Raw genomic sequence first — 16,424 nt, 5'->3', positions numbered from 1 at the left:
GAGTTATCGTCAAATCTGGTGGATGGCGGTCAGGCCGCATTCCTGTCTGACTGATCGGTTACCTGCTCCCCATCCCGAAACTCGACGTTGCTGACGACCAGCTCCAACTTCTGGAAGTGCTTGATACGCCGCCATCGCTTTTGGGCGCTCTGGAGCAGCTTGAAGACCATCGCCAGGGTTGTCGCCCGGGAGCCGCAGTTTCGGCTGCGCTTGGTCCTCAGGCGGACTGTGGCGAAGGTCGACTCGATCGGGTTGGTGGTGCGGATATGCACCCAGTGCTCTGCCGGGTAGTCGTAGAACGCCAGCAGCTCTTCCCGATCCTTGGCCAGGCACCCCATCGCCTTGGGGTACTTGGCCTCGAAGCGTTTCAGGGTGCGATCGAAAGCCTTGTGCGCCCCGTCGCGGGTCTCTGCCATCCAGATGTCATGGAGGTCGGCCTTGACCTTGGGCTGCACGGACTTCGGCAGCTTGTTCAGCACGTTAGCCGTCTTGTGAACCCAGCAACGCTGATGGTCGGTCTCCGGATAGATCTTGCTCAGGGCCGCCCAGAACCCCATGGCACCGTCGCCCACCGCCAGCTTGGGCGCCTGGATCAGGCCGCGCTCTCGCAGGCCTGTCAGCAAGGTCTTCCAACTGTCCGCCGACTCGCGGAAGCCGTCTTCGACGGCCACCAGCTCTTTGCGGCCCTGCTCGGTTACGCCGATGATCACCAGCAGGCACAGGCGGTCATCCAGGCGCACATTGCTGTAGATTCCGTCAGCCCACCAGTAGACGTAGCGCCGGTCTGCCAGGTCCCGCTGCCGCCACTCGGTATGCTCCTCTTCCCATTGTTTCTTGAGCCGTGACACCGTGTTGGCCGACAGCCCCTTGGCTTGGTCGCCCAGCAGCGCCGCCAAGGCCTCCTGGTAGTCGCCGGTGGAGATCCCCTTCAGATAGAGCCAAGGGATCAGTTCCTCGATGCTGCGAGCCCGCTTCAAGTAGGGCGGCAGCAGGCTGCTGTTGAAGCGGGCGCCACCGCCGCTGCGGTCACGCACCTTGGGCACCTGCACGCTGACATCCCCGATCCCGGTCTGGACCGTGCGCTCAGGCAGGTAGCCGTTGCGGACCACGGCCTGGCGGCCATCGTCTAGCCGCTGATCAGCATACTGCGACAGGAAGGTGGCTAACTCAGCCTCGACTGCCTTGGCGATCAGGTCACGGGCACCTTGGCGCAGCAGCTCGTGCAGCGGGTCAGTGACTTGGGGTTCTGGTTGTGAAAGAGCCCGGAGGGTAGAATTGGTCATGGCGTATCCATTCCTTGTTGATTGTGATCTGGCGAGATCAATCAACAGGATACGCCACCTTTCCTACCTCCTTCCGTACACCAGAAGTCACCATAGCTCGCCGGCGACCACTGCCACCTGTTCGGCCCCGACGGCCAGGCCTGCCCCCGTCGGGTGGAGATCCCCGGCATCGCCCACTGAACGACTGTCTTCCCTGACCATCTCGCCCCGGTGCGCCTTGCGTCCGGGGCGTTGTCGTTGCCATGTTCCATGAGTTTTTAAATTGGAAAATTACTTCCTTGACGCTGGAGAACCATCGCCAGGCACGTGAACTAGGCACCTGACCCACACCGCAGCCTGCCAAAGAGACTTCCACCCTACTGCCCGGCGCCGAACATAAAAAAGGTTCTTCGCACATTGGCGTGATGCTGTTCGACAGGAAAGGATGCGGTTTGTAGGCCACCATCCAGTGGGAGCGATGGTTCGGCGCTCCGACTTTAGATCGCGAAAGAAGGCCGGTGGCCTTCCCGGCAATAGGCAGTCAGCCCAGGGCGCCTGTCGGCGCCATTCGTCGAGGTGTCGAACCGGCAATAAAATGCGCTTGTATGTTGGAAATGACCTAACACGGAATCTCCCACAGGGGGACTTCGCCTCCTTCACGCCAAAATGCGATGAACCATAAAAACCCCCGACCGAATGGCCGGGGAAGCAAGCGTCCTTGTCGGACGAGGAAGTCCGGGTGGGGGCTCAGCCCTTCACGCCGCCGGCGGTAAGCCCACCGGCGATCCAGCGCTGGCACAGCAGGAAGGCCAGGGTAATGGGCAGCCCCGAGAGCACCGCCGCGGCGGCGAAGTCGCCCCAGCGCTGGTTGTGCTCGGCCAGGTACTGCTGGGCGCCCACGGCCAGCGTCAGCTTGTCCTCATCGAGCAGCAGCACCGAGGCCATGGGGTACTCCATGATCGACATGATGAAGGCGAGGATGAACACCACCATCAGGATGGGCACCGAGAGCGGCAGCAGGATATGGCGGAAGGCCTGCCAGGTGCTGGCGCCGTCGACCATCGCCGCCTCCTCCAGGGAGCCGTCGATGGACTCGAAGTAGCCCTTGATGGTCCAGATGTGCAGCGCCACCGCGCCCAGCGAGGCCAGGATCAGCGCGCCGTGGGTGTTGAGGCCCAGCCAGGGCACCAGCTGGCCGAGGCGATCGAACAGCGCGTAGAGCGCCACCAGTGAGAGTACCGCGGGGAACATCTGGAAGATCAGCATCCCCTTGAGGATGGGTGCCTTGCCCGAGAAGCGCATGCGCGCGAAGGCATAGGCGCTGGTGGTGGAGAGCGCGAGGATCATCAGCGACGACGCCACCGCCACCTTGATCGAGTTCCACAGCCACAGCATCACCGGGAACGGCGGCTGGACGACGGTGCCGTCGGCACGCTCCCAGGGGATGCCGAAGGCCAGCGCCCAGTGCTCCAGCGAGAAGCGCTCGGGGATCAGGCTGCCGGTGGCGAAGTTACCCTCGCGGAAGGAGATCGAGATCACCAGCAGCAGCGGGAACACCACCAGGCTGACGAAGCCCAGCAGGGCGAGATGGGCGCCCAGCTTGCGGGCACGGATCGAACGGGGTTGAACCATGGCCATGAGACGACTCCTCCTTAGACCTTGACCTTGGACAGGCGCAGATTGAGCCACGACAGCCCGACCACCAGCAGGAAGATCAGCGTGGCGATGGCGGCCGCCAGACCGAATTGCTGGCCGGCATCCTGGAAGGCGATGCGGTAGGTGTAGCTGACCAGCAGGTCGGTGGTACCCGCCGGCGTGCTGGCGCCGAGGATGTCCGGCTTGCCGCCGGTGAGCAGGGCTATCAGCACGAAGTTGTTGAAGTTGAAGGCAAAGGCGGCAATCAGCAGCGGCGTCAGCGGCTTGAGGATCAGCGGCAGGGTGATGTGTAGCATGTTGGTCAGCGGCCCGCCGCCGTCCACCGCCGAGGCCTCGTAGAGATCGCGGGGAATCGACTGGATCAGGCCCATGCACAGCAGCAGCATGTAGGGGTAGCCGAGCCAGGTGTTGACGATCAGCAGCATGGTGCGCGCCAGCGCCGGGTCGGTGAACCAGTCGGGGCTGATGCCGAACAGGTTCTGGAGGATCAGGTTTATCTCACCGTGGTTCTGGTTGAACATGCCCTTGAAGATCAGGATCGAGATGAAGGCCGGCACCGCATAGGGCAGGATCAGCAGGGTGCGATAGATCGCCTTGCCCCTGAGCTGGTCCCACTGCAGCAGTGAGGCGAGCACGAAGCCCACCGCCAGGGTGAAGGCCACCGTCATGCCGGCGAAGGCGAAGGTCCAGAAGAAGATCTGCAGGAAGGGACCGCGGATGTCCGGGTCGGTGAAGATCTTGGTGTAGTTTTCCAGTCCCACCGCCACCGGCCAGCCCGGCGTGAGCCGCTCACCGTCCTCGGTGACGAAGAAGCCGGTCTCCTGGTCGGGGGTCAGGGTGGTGTCGTCGCGCAGGTCGGTCAGGCTGCCGTCGGGATTCGCTTCAAAGCGTGGCAGCATCGGTGCGAAGCTGCGCAGCCCTGCCATGCTGAGCTCGGTCCCGTCGGGGGTCTCCAGGGTCAGCGCCTGCATGAGCGCGCGATTGGCGATCAGCGCGCGCATCGGCAGGGGCTCCCCCGAGGGCGGCGCCTCCACCGGCTCGACTGTCAGCCGGCGCGTTGGCTCATCGGCCTGGAGCGAGAGAGGCGCGGACAGCAACTGGCGCTGTCCCTCCAGTTCCGCATCCAGCTCACCGGACTCCCCCTCGAGGTACAACCGTACTCGATCGCCGTCGCGATAGAGCGCGAAATCGAAGGCCTGGCCCTCGGCCTGATAGGTCTGGTCGAGGAACTGGGCACGCACCCGCTCTTCGCTGAGCAGGTTGCTCGAACTGTAGTTGCTGAAGCTGATGCCGATGGTATAGACCAGCGGGAAGATCACGAACACACCCATCCCGGCCAGCGCCGGGAAGATATAGCGGTGGCTCATCAGCTGGCGCTTGCCGAAGACGATAGCCAGTGAGGCGCCCAGCACCAGGAACAGCAGCGAGAACATCCACTGGCCGCGCAGGTGGAAGGCCACCACCAGCCACAGGGTGGCGAGCACCAGCAGTACCGTCAGGGCGCGCAGCGCCCAACGGGTATAGCGCTCGGCGGGGTAGCGGGATCGATGGCGCGGCAAGCCGCGCGAGGCGTTGGTCACAAACATGGGGTCACCTGCGGTCTGCCCCGGCCTGGCGGTGGTTCATGGCCGGCCGGGACTGGAAGGCTAGCGTTACTCGATGGCGGTGCGGATGCGCTCGGCGGCAGCGTCGAGGGCCGCCTGCGGCGACTGGCGGCCGCTGCCGATGTTCTGCAGCGCCGGTTCCATGGCCGACCAGAAGGCACCCATCTCGGGAATATTGGGCATCGGCGAGCCGAGCTCGGCGTTCTCCAAGGTGGCGGCGATCCGCGGGTCGGACTCCAGCTCCTGCTGATAGGCCTTGTGGGCCATGGCGCCCAGCGAGCCGTCGCTGTTGAAGGTGCGCAGGCCCTCCTCTTCGAGCAGATAGCTCTCGAGGAACTCGGTGGCCAGGAAGTCGTTGGGCGAAGCCGAGTTGATCATCGCCGCCATGACCCCGAACATCGGCTTGGCCCGCTCGTCACCGACCCTTGGCAAGAGGGCCACGCCGAAGTCGATACCGCTCTTCTCAAGGTTGCTCCATGCCCAGGGGCCGCTGATCATGGCCGCCACCTCGCCCTGGTTGAAACGGGTATCCGTCACGCTGTAGTCGGTGCCCTCGGGCAGTACGCCACTGTCGATCAGTTCGCGCAGACGCTCGGCTCCCGCCACCGCGCCGGCATTGTTAACGCCGATGTCGCTGGTGTCATAGCCGCTGTCGGTATGCTGGAACGAATAGCCACCATTGGCGGCCAATAGGGGCCAGCTGAAGTAGGGCTCACCGTAATTGAAGAGGATCGCCTTCTTGCCTTCCTTGACCAGCTCGGCATCGAGCCTGGCGAGCTCGGCGAAGCTTTCGGGGGGTGTCTCTACCAGGGCCTTGTTGTAGATCAGGCCCAGCGACTCCACCGAGATGGGATAGCCGTAGGTCTCGCCGTTCCACTCGACGGCGTCCCAGGAAAAGTCGAAGTAGTGATCGCGGTAGGTGTCTGAGGGCGCAATGGACTTGAGCAGCCCGCTCTGGGCCCATTCCCCCATGCGGTCGTGGGCGAAGATCACGATGTCCGGCCCCTGGCCGCTGCCGGCGGCCTGCTGGAAGCGGTTGGTCATGTCGTCGGGGTGGACGATGTCGATGGCGATGCCGGTGTCGGCCGTGAACCGCTCGGCCACCTCGCGGATGCCCTGGGGGCCCTTGTTGTCGCCGATCCAGATGGTCAGGGTGTCGTCCTCGAAGGCCATGGCAGGCAAGGCGGCCCCGGCGCTCAGGGTGGCGGCCAGCAGCGGGGTAAGGAAGGCGTGGCGTCGTGTCATGGGTCGCGACCTCGTATTGTTGTGACGTCTCGGGTGGCCCCCGCCCCGGACGAGCGGCACGGGGAGCGATAACGCCTAGCCTCGTCAATCCGGCTGGTGGCGTCCTCCTCCCTGGGGGGCACAGGGGTGGCGTATGGCTGGGGCGTAGGGGGAGGAGGGGCGACGGCAGGCGGTCGTGAGATAGGCGCAGGCGTTTTCGTCGGCCGGAAACGACAACGGCGACGCCAGTGGCGTCGCCGTTGTCGGTTGCTGGCGGTCGTCGTCAGGCCGGCGAGGCGCTGGCGGGCGGTTCGCCCGTGGCGCCGGGCATGGCCTGCCCGCCGCCGCCGGCATCCGAGAGCGCCAGGAAGTGCAGGTGGCGCTCGTACTCCGAGAGCACGTCGCCGATCACCTGGCCGCGGGTGTAGCCGTTGAGGTCCTGCCCCGTGCCGCCCTCGGCCAGGTGGACATCGAGGCGCACGTAGTAGTCGTCGTCCACCGGCAGGAAGCTCGGCGTGCGCAGGCGGTTGGCACACACCTGGTAAACGAAGCTCTGGGCCTGGTCGAAGTCCACCTGCAGGGTCAGGCGCGGCAGGGGCTCGTCCTCGAGATGCTCCTCGCTCACCGAGGCCCGCTGTCCGCGGCCCTCGAGCTCGCTGGCGAACTGGGCCAGGGCCGGGCGGATGGCGTGCTCGACGGTCGCCGCCGCACCGGCCCGGGTCGAGGTGTCCAGGGCGCGGTCGAGGCGTTCGCGCCAGTCGCCTCCCGGGGCGGTGCCGCTGACCTGGCGGCGAGCGTCGGCCTTGCTGCTCTCGAGCCTCAGGGCGCGGGTCATGCCGGCCATGATGGCGAAGATCACCAGCGAGAAGGGCAGGGCGGTGATCACCACGGCGCTCTGCAGGGCGCCCAGTCCGCCGGCCATCAGCAGGGCGATGGTGATCAGGCCGATGACCACCGACCAGAAGATGCGCAGGCGGATCGGGGCATCGTGGTTCACGTCGGACAGGATCGAGGTGAAGTTCGCCAGCACCAGGGCGCCGGAGTCCGCCGAGGTGATGAAGAAGACGATGCCGAGCACGGTCACCACCGAGGCGGTGAGGCCGATGTAGGGGTACTGCTCGAGCAGGGTGTAGATGGTGGTCTGGGGGGTGTTCAGCGCCTGTTCGCCGAGTTCGACCAGCCCCTGGTTGTCCACCAGGTCGATGCCACTGTTACCGAAGATCGACATCCAGGCCATCATGAACCCGAGCGGGATCAGCAGCGCCCCGGTGACGAACTCGCGGATGGTGCGCCCGCGGGAGATGCGGGCGAGGAACAGGCCAACGAAGGGTGTCCAGGCAATCCACCAGCCCCAGAAGAAGATGGTCCACCAGCCCTTCCACTGCTGGGCCTCCTCGCCGGCGAAGGCATAGGTGTCGAAGCTCGCGCCGACGAAGCCGCCCAGGTAGTCCCCGGCATTGAGGACCAGGGCATCGAGCAGGCGCAGGGTGTCGCCCTGGAAGAGCACGAACAGCAGCAGGGCAGCGGCCAGCAGCATGTTGAATTCGGAGAGGCGGCGGATGCCCTTCTCCACGCCGCTGACCACCGAGATGGTCGCCAGCACCACCACCAGGGCGATCAGCACCACCTGCACGGAGAGGCTCTCCGGGACGTCGAACATGTAGGTCAGCCCGTAGTTGAGCTGCATCACCCCGATCCCGAGGCTGGTGGCGATGCCGAACACCGTGGAGATGACTGCGGTGATGTCCACGGCGTGGCCGATGGGGCCGTGGATGCGCTGGCCGAGCAGCGGGTAGAGGGCGCTGCGGATCGCCAGCGGCAGGCGATGGCGGTAGCTGAAGTAGGCCAGGGCCATGCCCATCAACACGTACATGCCCCAGCCGGTCAGTCCCCAGTGCAGGAAGGTCTGGGGCACGGCGGCACGCATGGCCGCCGCGCTCTCAGGGTCGAGATCCGGCGGTGCCAGGTAGTGGGCGAGCGGCTCGGCCACGCAGAAGAACAGCAGGTCGATGCCGATGCCGGCCGCGAACAGCATCGAGGCCCAGGAGACCAGCGAGAACTCGGGTCTGGCGTGGTCGGGGCCCAGGCGGATGTTGCCCACCCGGGAGGCGCCGATGACGACGACGAAGACCAGATAGACCACCGCGGCGAGCATGTAGTACCAGCCGAAGGTCTCGTTGACCCACGCCAGTCCGGCATCGAAGAAGGCGCCGGCCTGCTCGGTGAACAGCATGGTCAGCACCAGGAAGATCAGGATGCCGGCCACGCTGCCGTGGAAGACGACGCGGTTGAGCCGGTCTCGTCGTTCGGGGAGGGAGGGGGCATGCGACATGCGGGGCTCCTGTGTCGGGGGAATATTTTATTGAATGAACGTTCAAATAAAATACAGCCCCCGCCACGGAACTTCAAGGCATGAACCTCACGGCACGAACTTAGAGACTCGAACGAAAACGCCCGGCACGAGGCCGGGCGAAACGGGGAGGATAAGGGGAGCGAGGCGTCAGTCGGCGGCGCCGTCGCCCTTGTCCTTGCCCCCATCGCCGCCCTTGCCCTGGCGGCCATGGCGGGAGAGGACCGACCGCATCTCCGCGATCTGCTCGTCGCTGAGGATCTCGGCGAGCGTCTCCTGGTGCTCCTCGCGCAGTTCACGCATGGCCTCGCGACGCTCCTGGCGGGAGTCGAAGTCGCGCTCGCGCAGCGCCTGCATGTCGGCGTAGATCGCCTCGCGGGCCTCGCGCAACGCCTCGCGCTCCTCGTCGGAGAGTTCCCAGCTGTCGACCAGTTCGGTCAGGCGCTGCTGCATGGCCTCACGGCGCTCGGCGCGCTGCTCCTCGCGCATTTCCTGGCGGGCGGCCTCCAGCGCCTCGCGCTGCTCTTCGCCGAGGATCTCGTCCATGCGCTGGCGGTGCTCCTCGCGCAGTTCGCGGACCGCCTCACGGTGCTCGCTGCGAGCCTCTTCCAGGGCCTGGCGGGTCTCGTCGTCGATGCCGGCCCGCTCGAAGAGGGCCTGGCGGCGTTGCTCGTGCTGCTGGCGATGTTCCTCGCTCCAGCCCTGTTGCCTGCCCTCGCCACCGGGGGCGGCGCTGGCGGAAAGCGCCAGGGGGGCGATGGCGATGGCGAGCAGGGCGGGAGCCAGCAGGGTGTGAGTGAGTGAGCGTGTCATGGCGGTTCTCCTTGGGGGGCCTCGACGGGCCTCGGGTTGACGCTGCCAGTCTCGTCGCCGGGGGTGCAAGCGGCATGCAGCGAGGGTGCAAAGGTCGTGCATTTGCCGGGGACTCACTCCTCCGGCTGATACTTGTAGCCGACGCCGTAGACCGAGCGGATCACCTCGCGCTCGGGCCAGGTCTCGGCGATCTTCCGGCGCAGCTTCTTGATATGGCTGTCGACGGTGCGCTCGGAGACGATGCGGTGGTCGCGGTACATGTGGTCCATCAGCTGCTCGCGGGTAAAGATGCGCCCGGGCGAATGCATCATCACCTTCAGCAGCTGGAACTCCACCGCGGTGAGACCCAGGTCGTGGCCATCGGCCAGGGCCCGCCAGCCCTCCTCGTCGAGGACCAGGTCGCTGCCCCCGGTGGCGGGCGAGGTGGCGGCCCGGCTGCGGCGCAGCACGGCCCTGGTCCGGGCCACCACCTCGCGGGGGCTGAAGGGCTTGCAGATGTAGTCGTCGGCGCCCAGTTCCAGGCCCAGCAGGCGGTCGACCTCCTCGACCCGGGCGGTGAGCATGATGATCGCCACCGCCGGCCAGCGCTGGCGGATCTCCCGGCACAGGGTCAGGCCGTCGGTGCCCGGCAGCATCAGGTCGAGCAGCACCAGCTCGGGGCGCGTGCTGCGGGCCTCCAGCCAGGGCAGCACGGCATCGCCGTGGGCCAGGTGGTGGCTGGTGAAGCCGCTGCCCTGCAGGTAGTCGGCGACCAGGCGGGCGATCTTGGGTTCGTCCTCGACGATCAGGATCTGGTCCTGATCCGTGTCCGGGGTGCTCATGCGGCGTCCTCCCTGGGCTGGTGGTCCTCGATGGCGGGAAAGGTCAGGGTCCAGCATAACCCGCCCAGCGATGAGGGGGAGGCCTCCATGCGCGCGCCATGGGCGCGGGCCAGTGCGCTGGCGATCGACAGCCCCAGGCCGCTGCCGCCACTGGCGCGGCTGCGCGATCCCTCGACCCGGTAGAGCCGCTCGGTGAGCCGCGGCAGCTCGGCCTCGGGCACGCCGGGGGCGCTGTCCTCCCAGGTCACCCGCACCTGCCCCGGGTGGCCTGCCAGGCGCACGCGCAGTCGCCCCGGGGCCGTGGTATAGGCGCAGGTGTTGTCGATCAGGTTGTTCCACAGCTGGCGCAGTCGCTGGGTGTCGCCGCGGATCCACGCCGGCCCCTCGATCTCGTGCTCCAGCTGGATGCCGCTGTCGCCGAGCCACCCGCTGGCCTCGTCGAGGCGCGAGGCGAGGCTCTCCGCCAGGTCCAGGGGAGCCAGCTGGACCTCCAGGGCGCCGGCATCGCTCTGGGAGAGCAGGCGCAGGTCGGCCACCAGGCGCTCCAGCTGGCCGACCTCCTGGGCCAGCGAGTGCAGGTTGTCCTGGTCCAGGGAACGGATGCCGTCCTGCATGGCCTCGATCTCGCCACGCAGCACCGCCAGCGGCGTGCGCAGCTCGTGGGCGATATCGGAGACCCAGCGGTTGCGCGCCTCGCGACTGGCCTCCAGGGTCGCGGCCAGCACGTTGAAGTCGTGGGCGAGGCTCGACAGCTCGTCGCGGCCGCGCTCTGCCAGGCGGGTGCTATAGTCGCCCTCGGTGAGGCGACGCGTGGCCCGGGCCATGCCGCGGGTGCGCCGCCCCAGCCACCAGGAGAGGCCGCCGGCCAGCAGCAGCGAGGCCAGGCCCAGGGAGGCGACGATGATGCCCAGGCTGCGCTGCTGGCGGGAGAGGAAGATGCGGTCCATGCGGGCCATCAGCTGCTGGGGCGGCCGGTAGCCGAGCATCCCGACCCGTTCCCCAGCGCTCTCGATGGGCAGCCAGCGCAGCTCGGCCGCCTCCTGGTCGCTGTCCGGGGGCAGGCCGATCACCGGCAGGCCGGAGGCGTCGTGGAGCACGAAGTCCTTCGGGTCACCCAGGCGCCGCTCGATGCCCTCCGGCGGCGGGGTGTCGCCGGGCCACAGCTGGCGGCGCACCAGGCGGTGCCAGGCGCCGGGCGACTGGCGCAGCCACTGCCAGTCACCTCGGCCGGCCCACTCCTCGGCGAGCCCCTCGGCCAGGGTCTCGGCGCGGCGGGTCTGGGTCTGGTCCAGGTACTCGATGAAGCCCTGATCGAGGCTGCGCGAGACCGCCAGGAACACCAGCCCGGAGATGGCCACGTTGACCACCAGAATGATCGCGAACAGCTTGATGCCGAGCCGCGAGACGGCCGGGCGGGAAAGGCGTGGCGAGCGCATGGACGGGCTCCGGGAGCGAGGGTCGGCGAGGGCGTGGTGCATTCTCGCCGCTCGGCGTGCAGCCATCGGTCAGGTTCTGTGCAGGCAATGTGCAGGTTGAGGTCAGCCTCGCCCATGCCGTCCCTGCCGGCAAGGGCGGCGGCGGTCACAGCGAGAGCAGGAAGAGGATCAGCGGCGGCGACAGCAGCGAGAGGAGAAAGCCGCTGACCACGGCCACCGGCACGCAGGCGACCCCGCCGTGCTGCTGGATCACCGGCAGGGTGAAGTCCATGGAGGTGGCGCCGCCATAGCCGATCGCCAGGGCGGCATGGCGTCGAATCACCAGCGGGATCAGCACGAAGGCGAGCAGCTCCCGGGCCAGGTCGTTGAAGAAGGCCACCCCGCCCATCAGGGGACCCAGCTGGTCGCCGACCAGGATGCCCGAGAGCGAGTACCAGCCGAAGCCGGCGGCCAGCGCCAGCCCCTCGTTCCATCTCAGTTCCAGCAGCGGCGCCGCGAGCAGGCCGCCGACCAGCGAGCTGGCGGCCAGGGTCAGGGCGATGGCCAGGCCGAAGCGGTTGAGCACGATCTGGCGCAGCGGCATGCCGGAGTTGCGCAGCTGGCAGCCGATCAGCGCCAGCAGGGCATAGAGCACCCCTTCGGCGACGGTCTCGGCCGTGGCGAACAGGCCGCTGCCGGTGAGCCACTCCAGCAGCAGACCAGACACCACGCCGGCTACCACCACCGCGACCAGCGCCAGCGAGCCGGCCATGGCGGCCCATTTGCTGGTGGGCGCCCCCGCCACCACTGTCGAGGGGTCGGCGGTGAGGCCCAGTCGGCGGGACAGCCACCAGAGGGCCGCCAGGTTGCAGCTCGAGATCACCGCGAACAACACCAGGGCCTGGCTGCCCAGGCGCGAGAGCTGGCCGGCCAGGTCGTCGAGCCCGGCCAGGCTCACCCCCATCAGCAGCAGGATCACGTAGATCGAGGCGTTCACGCCGCGGTTGATCAGGGCCATCAGCCGGGCATCCCGCACCGGCACCAGATACCCCAGCACCAGCGGTAACAGCACGATCACCAGACCGCTCAGCATCGAGACTCCCTTCCCGTCCAAGGGCCGCCGGCGGCGACCGAAAGCCGCCCACTCTAGTCAATTTCCCTTCGGGGAGGAAGCGAGCTCGGCGTGGGCGAGGGTCAGGTCGGTGAGGGCCAGCCGGCTGCGCCGCTCGCCGTCGCGGTGGTACTCCATGGCCAGCAGCAGGCCCGGCACGTCGGGGTGGAAGCTGAAGACCATGCGGCGTCCGGGGGCGTCCGGCTCGGTGACCTCCACCCTGACCGCCTCGAAGCGCCCGGCGGGCAGCTCGAGCATTCGGCGGTCCAGGTGTCGATAGTCGACTCGCTCCTCGCGGCCGCGGTGGTCGAGATAGCGCAGCCGGCAGGGCGTGTCGCAGTCGTCGGCCACGGCACGCCGCGAGAGGTCGAACAGGGCGGTCTGTCGGTCGGGCAGCCCGGCCAGGGCCTCCCGGTCCAGTTCATAGTCCTTGCCGATGCCCAGCAGGCTGTAGCCGCTGTCATAGTGCAGCGAGCGGATGGCCTCGCCGGCGATGAACCGGCTTCGCTCGTGGCCCCGGGCCACCGAGAGGGCGGCGCGCATGTCGCTTTGCCAGTGCGTTCCGTCATGGCTCAGGCGGTGCGCGACGGTGGTGCTCGGCCAGCCGGCGACCTCGAGGCGGTAGCGGGCATCGAAGGGACGCGGCTCGGCGGCGAGGGCGCTGCCGGCGGCCAGCAGCAGTATGAGGGCGGCGCAACGGCGCAGCGGTGCGGGCATGCGAGGACTCCATGGCCGTCGATGGGGCAGGGGTGAGAGTCCCAGCGCGCCCGGGGGTTCCCGCCTGCACGCTCCTTGCGCTTTTCCCCGGCGGGTCCTCCGAGGGGCTGCTAGGCTGCCCTTGCAGGGCGACGCTACCGTCGCCCCCCACACCACCGAGGAGACTCCCATGGCCAGACTCTTGCTGATCGCCGGTGACTATGTCGAGGACTACGAGATCATGGTGCCCTTCCAGGCGCTGCAGGCCATGGGCCACTCGGTCGATGCGGTGTGTCCCGAAAAGCGCGAGGGCGACAAGGTGCGCACTGCCATCCACGACTTCGAGGGCGACCAGACCTACTCCGAGAAGCCCGGCCACGACTTCACCCTGAATGCCACCTTCGCCGAGGTGGAGGTCGCCGACTACGATGGGCTGGTCGTCCCCGGCGGGCGTGCGCCGGAGTACCTGCGCCTCGACGAGCGGGTGCTGGAGATGGTCCGCCACTTCTTCGACCATGACAAGCCGGTGGCCGCCATCTGCCATGGCGCCCAGCTGCTGGCGGCGGCGGTCTCCCTCGAGGGACATCGGGTCTCGGCCTACCCGGCCTGTGCTCCGGAAGTGCGCCTGGCCGGCGGCGATTATGCCGAGATCGAGGTCGACCAGGCCGTGGCCAGCGGCAAGCTGGTCACCGCCCCCGCCTGGCCGGCCCACCCGGCCTGGCTCAAGCGCTTCGCTGCCATGCTCGACTGAGCACGCCATGTGCGGTTTGACGTGACTAGACGACTGGTCTAATCTTGCCAGCATGAAGACGCACGCCACCCGCGACAAGCTGATCGAGATCGGCGCCGACCTGATCGCCGAGCAGGGATTCAACGCCACCGGCATCAATGCGGTGCTCAACCGGGCCGGGGTCCCCAAGGGGTCCTTCTACCACTACTTCTCGAGCAAGGAGGATTTCGGCCTGGCCGTGATCGACGCCTTCGCGGAGCAGTACGACGCCCGGCTGGCGGCGATCTTCGATGCCAGCGACGCCTCCCCGCTGGAGCGCCTGCGCCGCTACTTCGCTGCCGGCAAGGCGGACATGCTCTCCTGCCATCATGCCCGCGGCTGCCTGATCGGCAACCTGGGCCAGGAGCTCTCGGCGCGCAGCGAGGTCTTCCGGGCCCGCCTCGACCAGGTGTTTCGCGCCTGGGAGCGCCGGCTGGTGGCCTGCCTCGAGGAAGCTCGCAGTGCCGGAGAGGTGCCGGAAGACCTCGACAGTGAGGCGTTGGCGGGCTTCATCATGGCCGGCTGGGAGGGCGCCATCCTGCGTGCCAAGACGGTCAAGTCCCTGGCCCCCATGGAGTGCTTCGAGGCGATCCTCTTTCGCCAGGTGCTGGCCCGCGAGCTGCCGGTGGCGAGCTGATCCCTGACCTGAGCGCCCCCCCCCCCTACATCGCTCGCGTCTCGTTTCTAGTAGACTGGTCTAGAGGGGCGATCCAGACAGACATCGACCCAGGAGGTCACGCATGACCCCACAACACGACTGCCTCTTCGAGTCCTTCACTCTTGGGGACCTGGAACTGCCCAACCGGGTGATCATGTCGCCGCTGACCCGCTCGCGGGCCTCGCAACCCGGCGACGTGCCCAACGACATGAACGTCGAATACTACCGTCAGCGGGCCGGGGCGGGGATGATCATCGCCGAGGCCACCCAGGTCTCCCCCCAGGGCAAGGGCTACGCCTTTACCCCGGGGATCCACTCAGAGGCGCAGGTCGAGGGCTGGAAGCGGGTGACCGATGCCGTGCACCAGGCCGGCGGGCGCATCATCCTGCAACTCTGGCACGTGGGGCGGATCTCCCACCCCGTGCTGCAGCCGGACGGTGCCTCACCCGTGGCGCCTTCGGCGATCAAGCCCGAGGGCGCCATGACCTTCATCAGTGCCGATTCCGGGATGGTCGAAGTCCCCACGCCGCGCGCACTCGAGACCGATGAATTGCCCGGGATCGTCGAGCAGTATCGCCGGGGGGCCGAGAACGCCAGGCGCGCCGGCTTCGACGGCGTGGAGGTCCATGCCGCCAATGGCTACCTGCTCGATCAGTTCCTCAAGAGCGGCAGCAACCGGCGCACGGATGCCTACGGTGGCTCACTGGAGAACCGCCTGCGCCTGCCGCTGGAGGTGGTCCAGGCCGTGGTGGATGTCTTGGGCCCCGATCGCGTCGGCGTGCGCGTCAGCCCCACCGGCAGCTTCAATGCCATGGTCGACGACGATCCGGTCGCCACCTTCGGCGCCTTCGCCCGGGCCCTGGATGACATCGGGGTCGCCTTCATCGAGGTGGTGGAGGACTCCTTCCAGGGCAACCACGAGAAGGGGCGTCCCGAGCCGGTGATCGAGGCCATCCACGAGGGCTTCTCGCGCGCCTACATCGGCAACGGCGCCTACAGCGCCGACGAGGCCCGCCAGCGCATCGCCGCCGGCAAGGTGGACCTGGTCTCCTTCGGGCGGCCCTTCATCGCCAACCCGGACCTCCCGGAACGTTTCCGTCTCGATGCGCCGCTCAATGACTGGGACGACAGCACCTTCTACGGCGGTGACGAGCGCGGCTATACCGACTACCCGAGCCTGGCCGAACAGCCGGCCTGACACCTTCGAGAATTCCCGGCCGAGCCGGTCGGGGACCGACACCACGAAGCATTCCCAAGGAGAAGAACCCATGTCCGAGATCAACGGCAAGGTCGTCATCATTACCGGGGCCAGCAGCGGCCTCGGCGAAGCCACCGCCCACCGCCTGGCCAAGGCCGGCGCCAAGCTGGTGCTTGGCGCCCGCCGCGAGGAGCGTCTCGTGGCGCTGCGCGATGCCATCGTCGAGCAGGGAGGCGAGGCCATCTATCGCGTCACCGACGTGACCGACCGCGACCAGGTCGAGGCCTTGGCCACCGCCGCCAGGGAGGCCTACGGCCGCATCGACGTGCTGGTCAACAATGCCGGCGTGATGCCGCTGTCGCCGCTGGACCAGCTCAAGGTCGACGAGTGGGAGCAGATGGTCGACGTCAACATCAAGGGCGTGCTGTACGGCATCGCCGCGGTGCTGCCGACCATGCGCGAGCAGCATGCCGGCCATATCATCAACCTCTCCTCCGTGGCCGGCCACGTGGTCTTCCCCTCCGCGGCCGTCTACTGCGCCACCAAGTACGCGGTCAAGGCGCTCTCCGAGGGCATTCGCCAGGAGGGCGGCGAGGAGATCCGCTCCACCAACATCTCCCCGGGGGCGGTGGCCACCGAGCTGACCACCACCATCAGCGACCCCGATACCGCCAAGGGCGTGAACGAGCTCTACGAGATGGCCATCGATGCCGATGCCATCGCCCGGGCGATCGCCTACGCCATCGAGCAGCCGGCGGACGTCGACATCAATGAGCTGATCATCCGCCCGACCAAGCAGCCGCTCTAAGGCGCCGCCCTTCGCGGCAAGGCCAGCCGGCGGGCCGGG

Annotated in this window: 14 protein-coding genes; 4 read left to right on the top strand and 10 right to left on the bottom strand. The window is 67.7% G+C overall.

From position 1 onward, the window contains the following. Positions 1-29: 29 nt before the first annotated feature. The 10 genes from QLQ83_RS07965 to QLQ83_RS07920 form a co-directional block, all read right to left on the bottom strand. Positions 30-1,283, bottom strand: coding sequence for an IS256 family transposase (locus QLQ83_RS07965; RefSeq protein WP_282733537.1), 1,254 nt, complete (start codon positions 1,281-1,283; stop codon positions 30-32). Positions 1,284-2,009: 726 nt separating this feature from the next. Next, positions 2,010-2,900: a maltose ABC transporter permease MalG gene (malG, locus tag QLQ83_RS07960; protein ID WP_282734989.1), complete on the bottom strand. Its 891-nt coding sequence runs from the start codon at positions 2,898-2,900 to the stop codon at positions 2,010-2,012. A 14-nt stretch (positions 2,901-2,914) separates the two neighbouring features. After that, the gene (malF, locus tag QLQ83_RS07955; RefSeq protein WP_282734988.1) at positions 2,915-4,504 is read right to left on the bottom strand and encodes a maltose ABC transporter permease MalF; all 1,590 of its coding nucleotides are present in this window, start codon (positions 4,502-4,504) and stop codon (positions 2,915-2,917) included. Positions 4,505-4,570: 66 nt separating this feature from the next. After that, a complete protein-coding gene (malE, locus tag QLQ83_RS07950) occupies positions 4,571-5,767 on the bottom strand; it encodes a maltose/maltodextrin ABC transporter substrate-binding protein MalE (RefSeq protein WP_282734987.1) in 1,197 nt (398 codons plus the stop codon). Positions 5,768-6,029: 262 nt separating this feature from the next. Next, positions 6,030-8,078: a choline BCCT transporter BetT gene (gene betT, locus QLQ83_RS07945; RefSeq protein ID WP_282734986.1), complete on the bottom strand. Its 2,049-nt coding sequence runs from the start codon at positions 8,076-8,078 to the stop codon at positions 6,030-6,032. A 168-nt stretch (positions 8,079-8,246) separates the two neighbouring features. Next, on the bottom strand, positions 8,247-8,909 hold the full coding sequence (locus QLQ83_RS07940; protein ID WP_282734985.1) for a type 2 periplasmic-binding domain-containing protein: 663 nt from the start codon (positions 8,907-8,909) through the stop codon (positions 8,247-8,249). Positions 8,910-9,022: 113 nt separating this feature from the next. Next, a complete protein-coding gene (locus QLQ83_RS07935) occupies positions 9,023-9,730 on the bottom strand; it encodes a response regulator (protein ID WP_282734984.1) in 708 nt (235 codons plus the stop codon). Then, positions 9,727-11,166, bottom strand: coding sequence for an ATP-binding protein (locus QLQ83_RS07930; RefSeq protein ID WP_282734983.1), 1,440 nt, complete (start codon positions 11,164-11,166; stop codon positions 9,727-9,729). Before QLQ83_RS07930 ends, QLQ83_RS07935 begins: the two co-directional genes overlap by 4 nt. Positions 11,167-11,311: 145 nt before the next feature. Continuing rightward, positions 11,312-12,238 carry a LysO family transporter gene (locus QLQ83_RS07925; protein ID WP_282734982.1) on the bottom strand — a complete coding sequence of 309 codons (927 nt, stop codon included), beginning with the start codon at positions 12,236-12,238 and terminating at the stop codon, positions 11,312-11,314. A 57-nt stretch (positions 12,239-12,295) separates the two neighbouring features. Beyond that, positions 12,296-12,973, bottom strand: a complete 678-nt coding sequence (locus QLQ83_RS07920; RefSeq protein WP_282734981.1) for a hypothetical protein — start codon at positions 12,971-12,973, stop codon at positions 12,296-12,298. Between the two features lie 169 nt (positions 12,974-13,142). On the opposite strand from QLQ83_RS07920, the gene QLQ83_RS07915 reads away from it, so the two are divergent. From QLQ83_RS07915 to QLQ83_RS07900, 4 genes are all read left to right on the top strand, one after another. Continuing rightward, positions 13,143-13,703: a DJ-1/PfpI family protein gene (locus QLQ83_RS07915; RefSeq protein ID WP_282734980.1), complete on the top strand. Its 561-nt coding sequence runs from the start codon at positions 13,143-13,145 to the stop codon at positions 13,701-13,703. Positions 13,704-13,755: 52 nt separating this feature from the next. Further along, positions 13,756-14,358, top strand: a complete 603-nt coding sequence (locus QLQ83_RS07910) for a TetR/AcrR family transcriptional regulator (RefSeq protein WP_282734979.1) — start codon at positions 13,756-13,758, stop codon at positions 14,356-14,358. A 103-nt stretch (positions 14,359-14,461) separates the two neighbouring features. Beyond that, positions 14,462-15,577 carry an alkene reductase gene (locus QLQ83_RS07905; RefSeq protein ID WP_282734978.1) on the top strand — a complete coding sequence of 372 codons (1,116 nt, stop codon included), beginning with the start codon at positions 14,462-14,464 and terminating at the stop codon, positions 15,575-15,577. Between the two features lie 70 nt (positions 15,578-15,647). Next, positions 15,648-16,385: an SDR family oxidoreductase gene (locus tag QLQ83_RS07900; RefSeq protein WP_282734977.1), complete on the top strand. Its 738-nt coding sequence runs from the start codon at positions 15,648-15,650 to the stop codon at positions 16,383-16,385. The last annotated feature ends 39 nt before the right edge of the window (positions 16,386-16,424 follow it).

This window comes from Halomonas rhizosphaerae (genome assembly GCF_030010555.1).
GTDB classification, from domain to species: domain Bacteria; phylum Pseudomonadota; class Gammaproteobacteria; order Pseudomonadales; family Halomonadaceae; genus Halomonas; species Halomonas rhizosphaerae.
The sequence above is the reverse complement of the archived record's forward strand: the minus strand, read 5'-3'. Positions and strand labels throughout refer to the sequence as shown.

Bases quoted from the DNA above. Each gene is read 5' to 3' on its own strand.
- QLQ83_RS07965 (WP_282733537.1), bottom strand. From the start codon at position 1,283: ATGACCAATTCTACCCTCCGGGCTCTTTCACAACCAGAACCCCAAGTC.
- malG (WP_282734989.1), bottom strand. From the start codon at position 2,900: ATGGCCATGGTTCAACCCCGTTCGATCCGTGCCCGCAAGCTGGGCGCC.
- malF (WP_282734988.1), bottom strand. From the start codon at position 4,504: ATGTTTGTGACCAACGCCTCGCGCGGCTTGCCGCGCCATCGATCCCGC.
- malE (WP_282734987.1), bottom strand. From the start codon at position 5,767: ATGACACGACGCCACGCCTTCCTTACCCCGCTGCTGGCCGCCACCCTG.
- betT (WP_282734986.1), bottom strand. From the start codon at position 8,078: ATGTCGCATGCCCCCTCCCTCCCCGAACGACGAGACCGGCTCAACCGC.
- QLQ83_RS07940 (WP_282734985.1), bottom strand. From the start codon at position 8,909: ATGACACGCTCACTCACTCACACCCTGCTGGCTCCCGCCCTGCTCGCC.
- QLQ83_RS07935 (WP_282734984.1), bottom strand. From the start codon at position 9,730: ATGAGCACCCCGGACACGGATCAGGACCAGATCCTGATCGTCGAGGAC.
- QLQ83_RS07930 (WP_282734983.1), bottom strand. From the start codon at position 11,166: ATGCGCTCGCCACGCCTTTCCCGCCCGGCCGTCTCGCGGCTCGGCATC.
- QLQ83_RS07925 (WP_282734982.1), bottom strand. From the start codon at position 12,238: ATGCTGAGCGGTCTGGTGATCGTGCTGTTACCGCTGGTGCTGGGGTAT.
- QLQ83_RS07920 (WP_282734981.1), bottom strand. From the start codon at position 12,973: ATGCCCGCACCGCTGCGCCGTTGCGCCGCCCTCATACTGCTGCTGGCC.
- QLQ83_RS07915 (WP_282734980.1), top strand. From the start codon at position 13,143: ATGGCCAGACTCTTGCTGATCGCCGGTGACTATGTCGAGGACTACGAG.
- QLQ83_RS07910 (WP_282734979.1), top strand. From the start codon at position 13,756: ATGAAGACGCACGCCACCCGCGACAAGCTGATCGAGATCGGCGCCGAC.
- QLQ83_RS07905 (WP_282734978.1), top strand. From the start codon at position 14,462: ATGACCCCACAACACGACTGCCTCTTCGAGTCCTTCACTCTTGGGGAC.
- QLQ83_RS07900 (WP_282734977.1), top strand. From the start codon at position 15,648: ATGTCCGAGATCAACGGCAAGGTCGTCATCATTACCGGGGCCAGCAGC.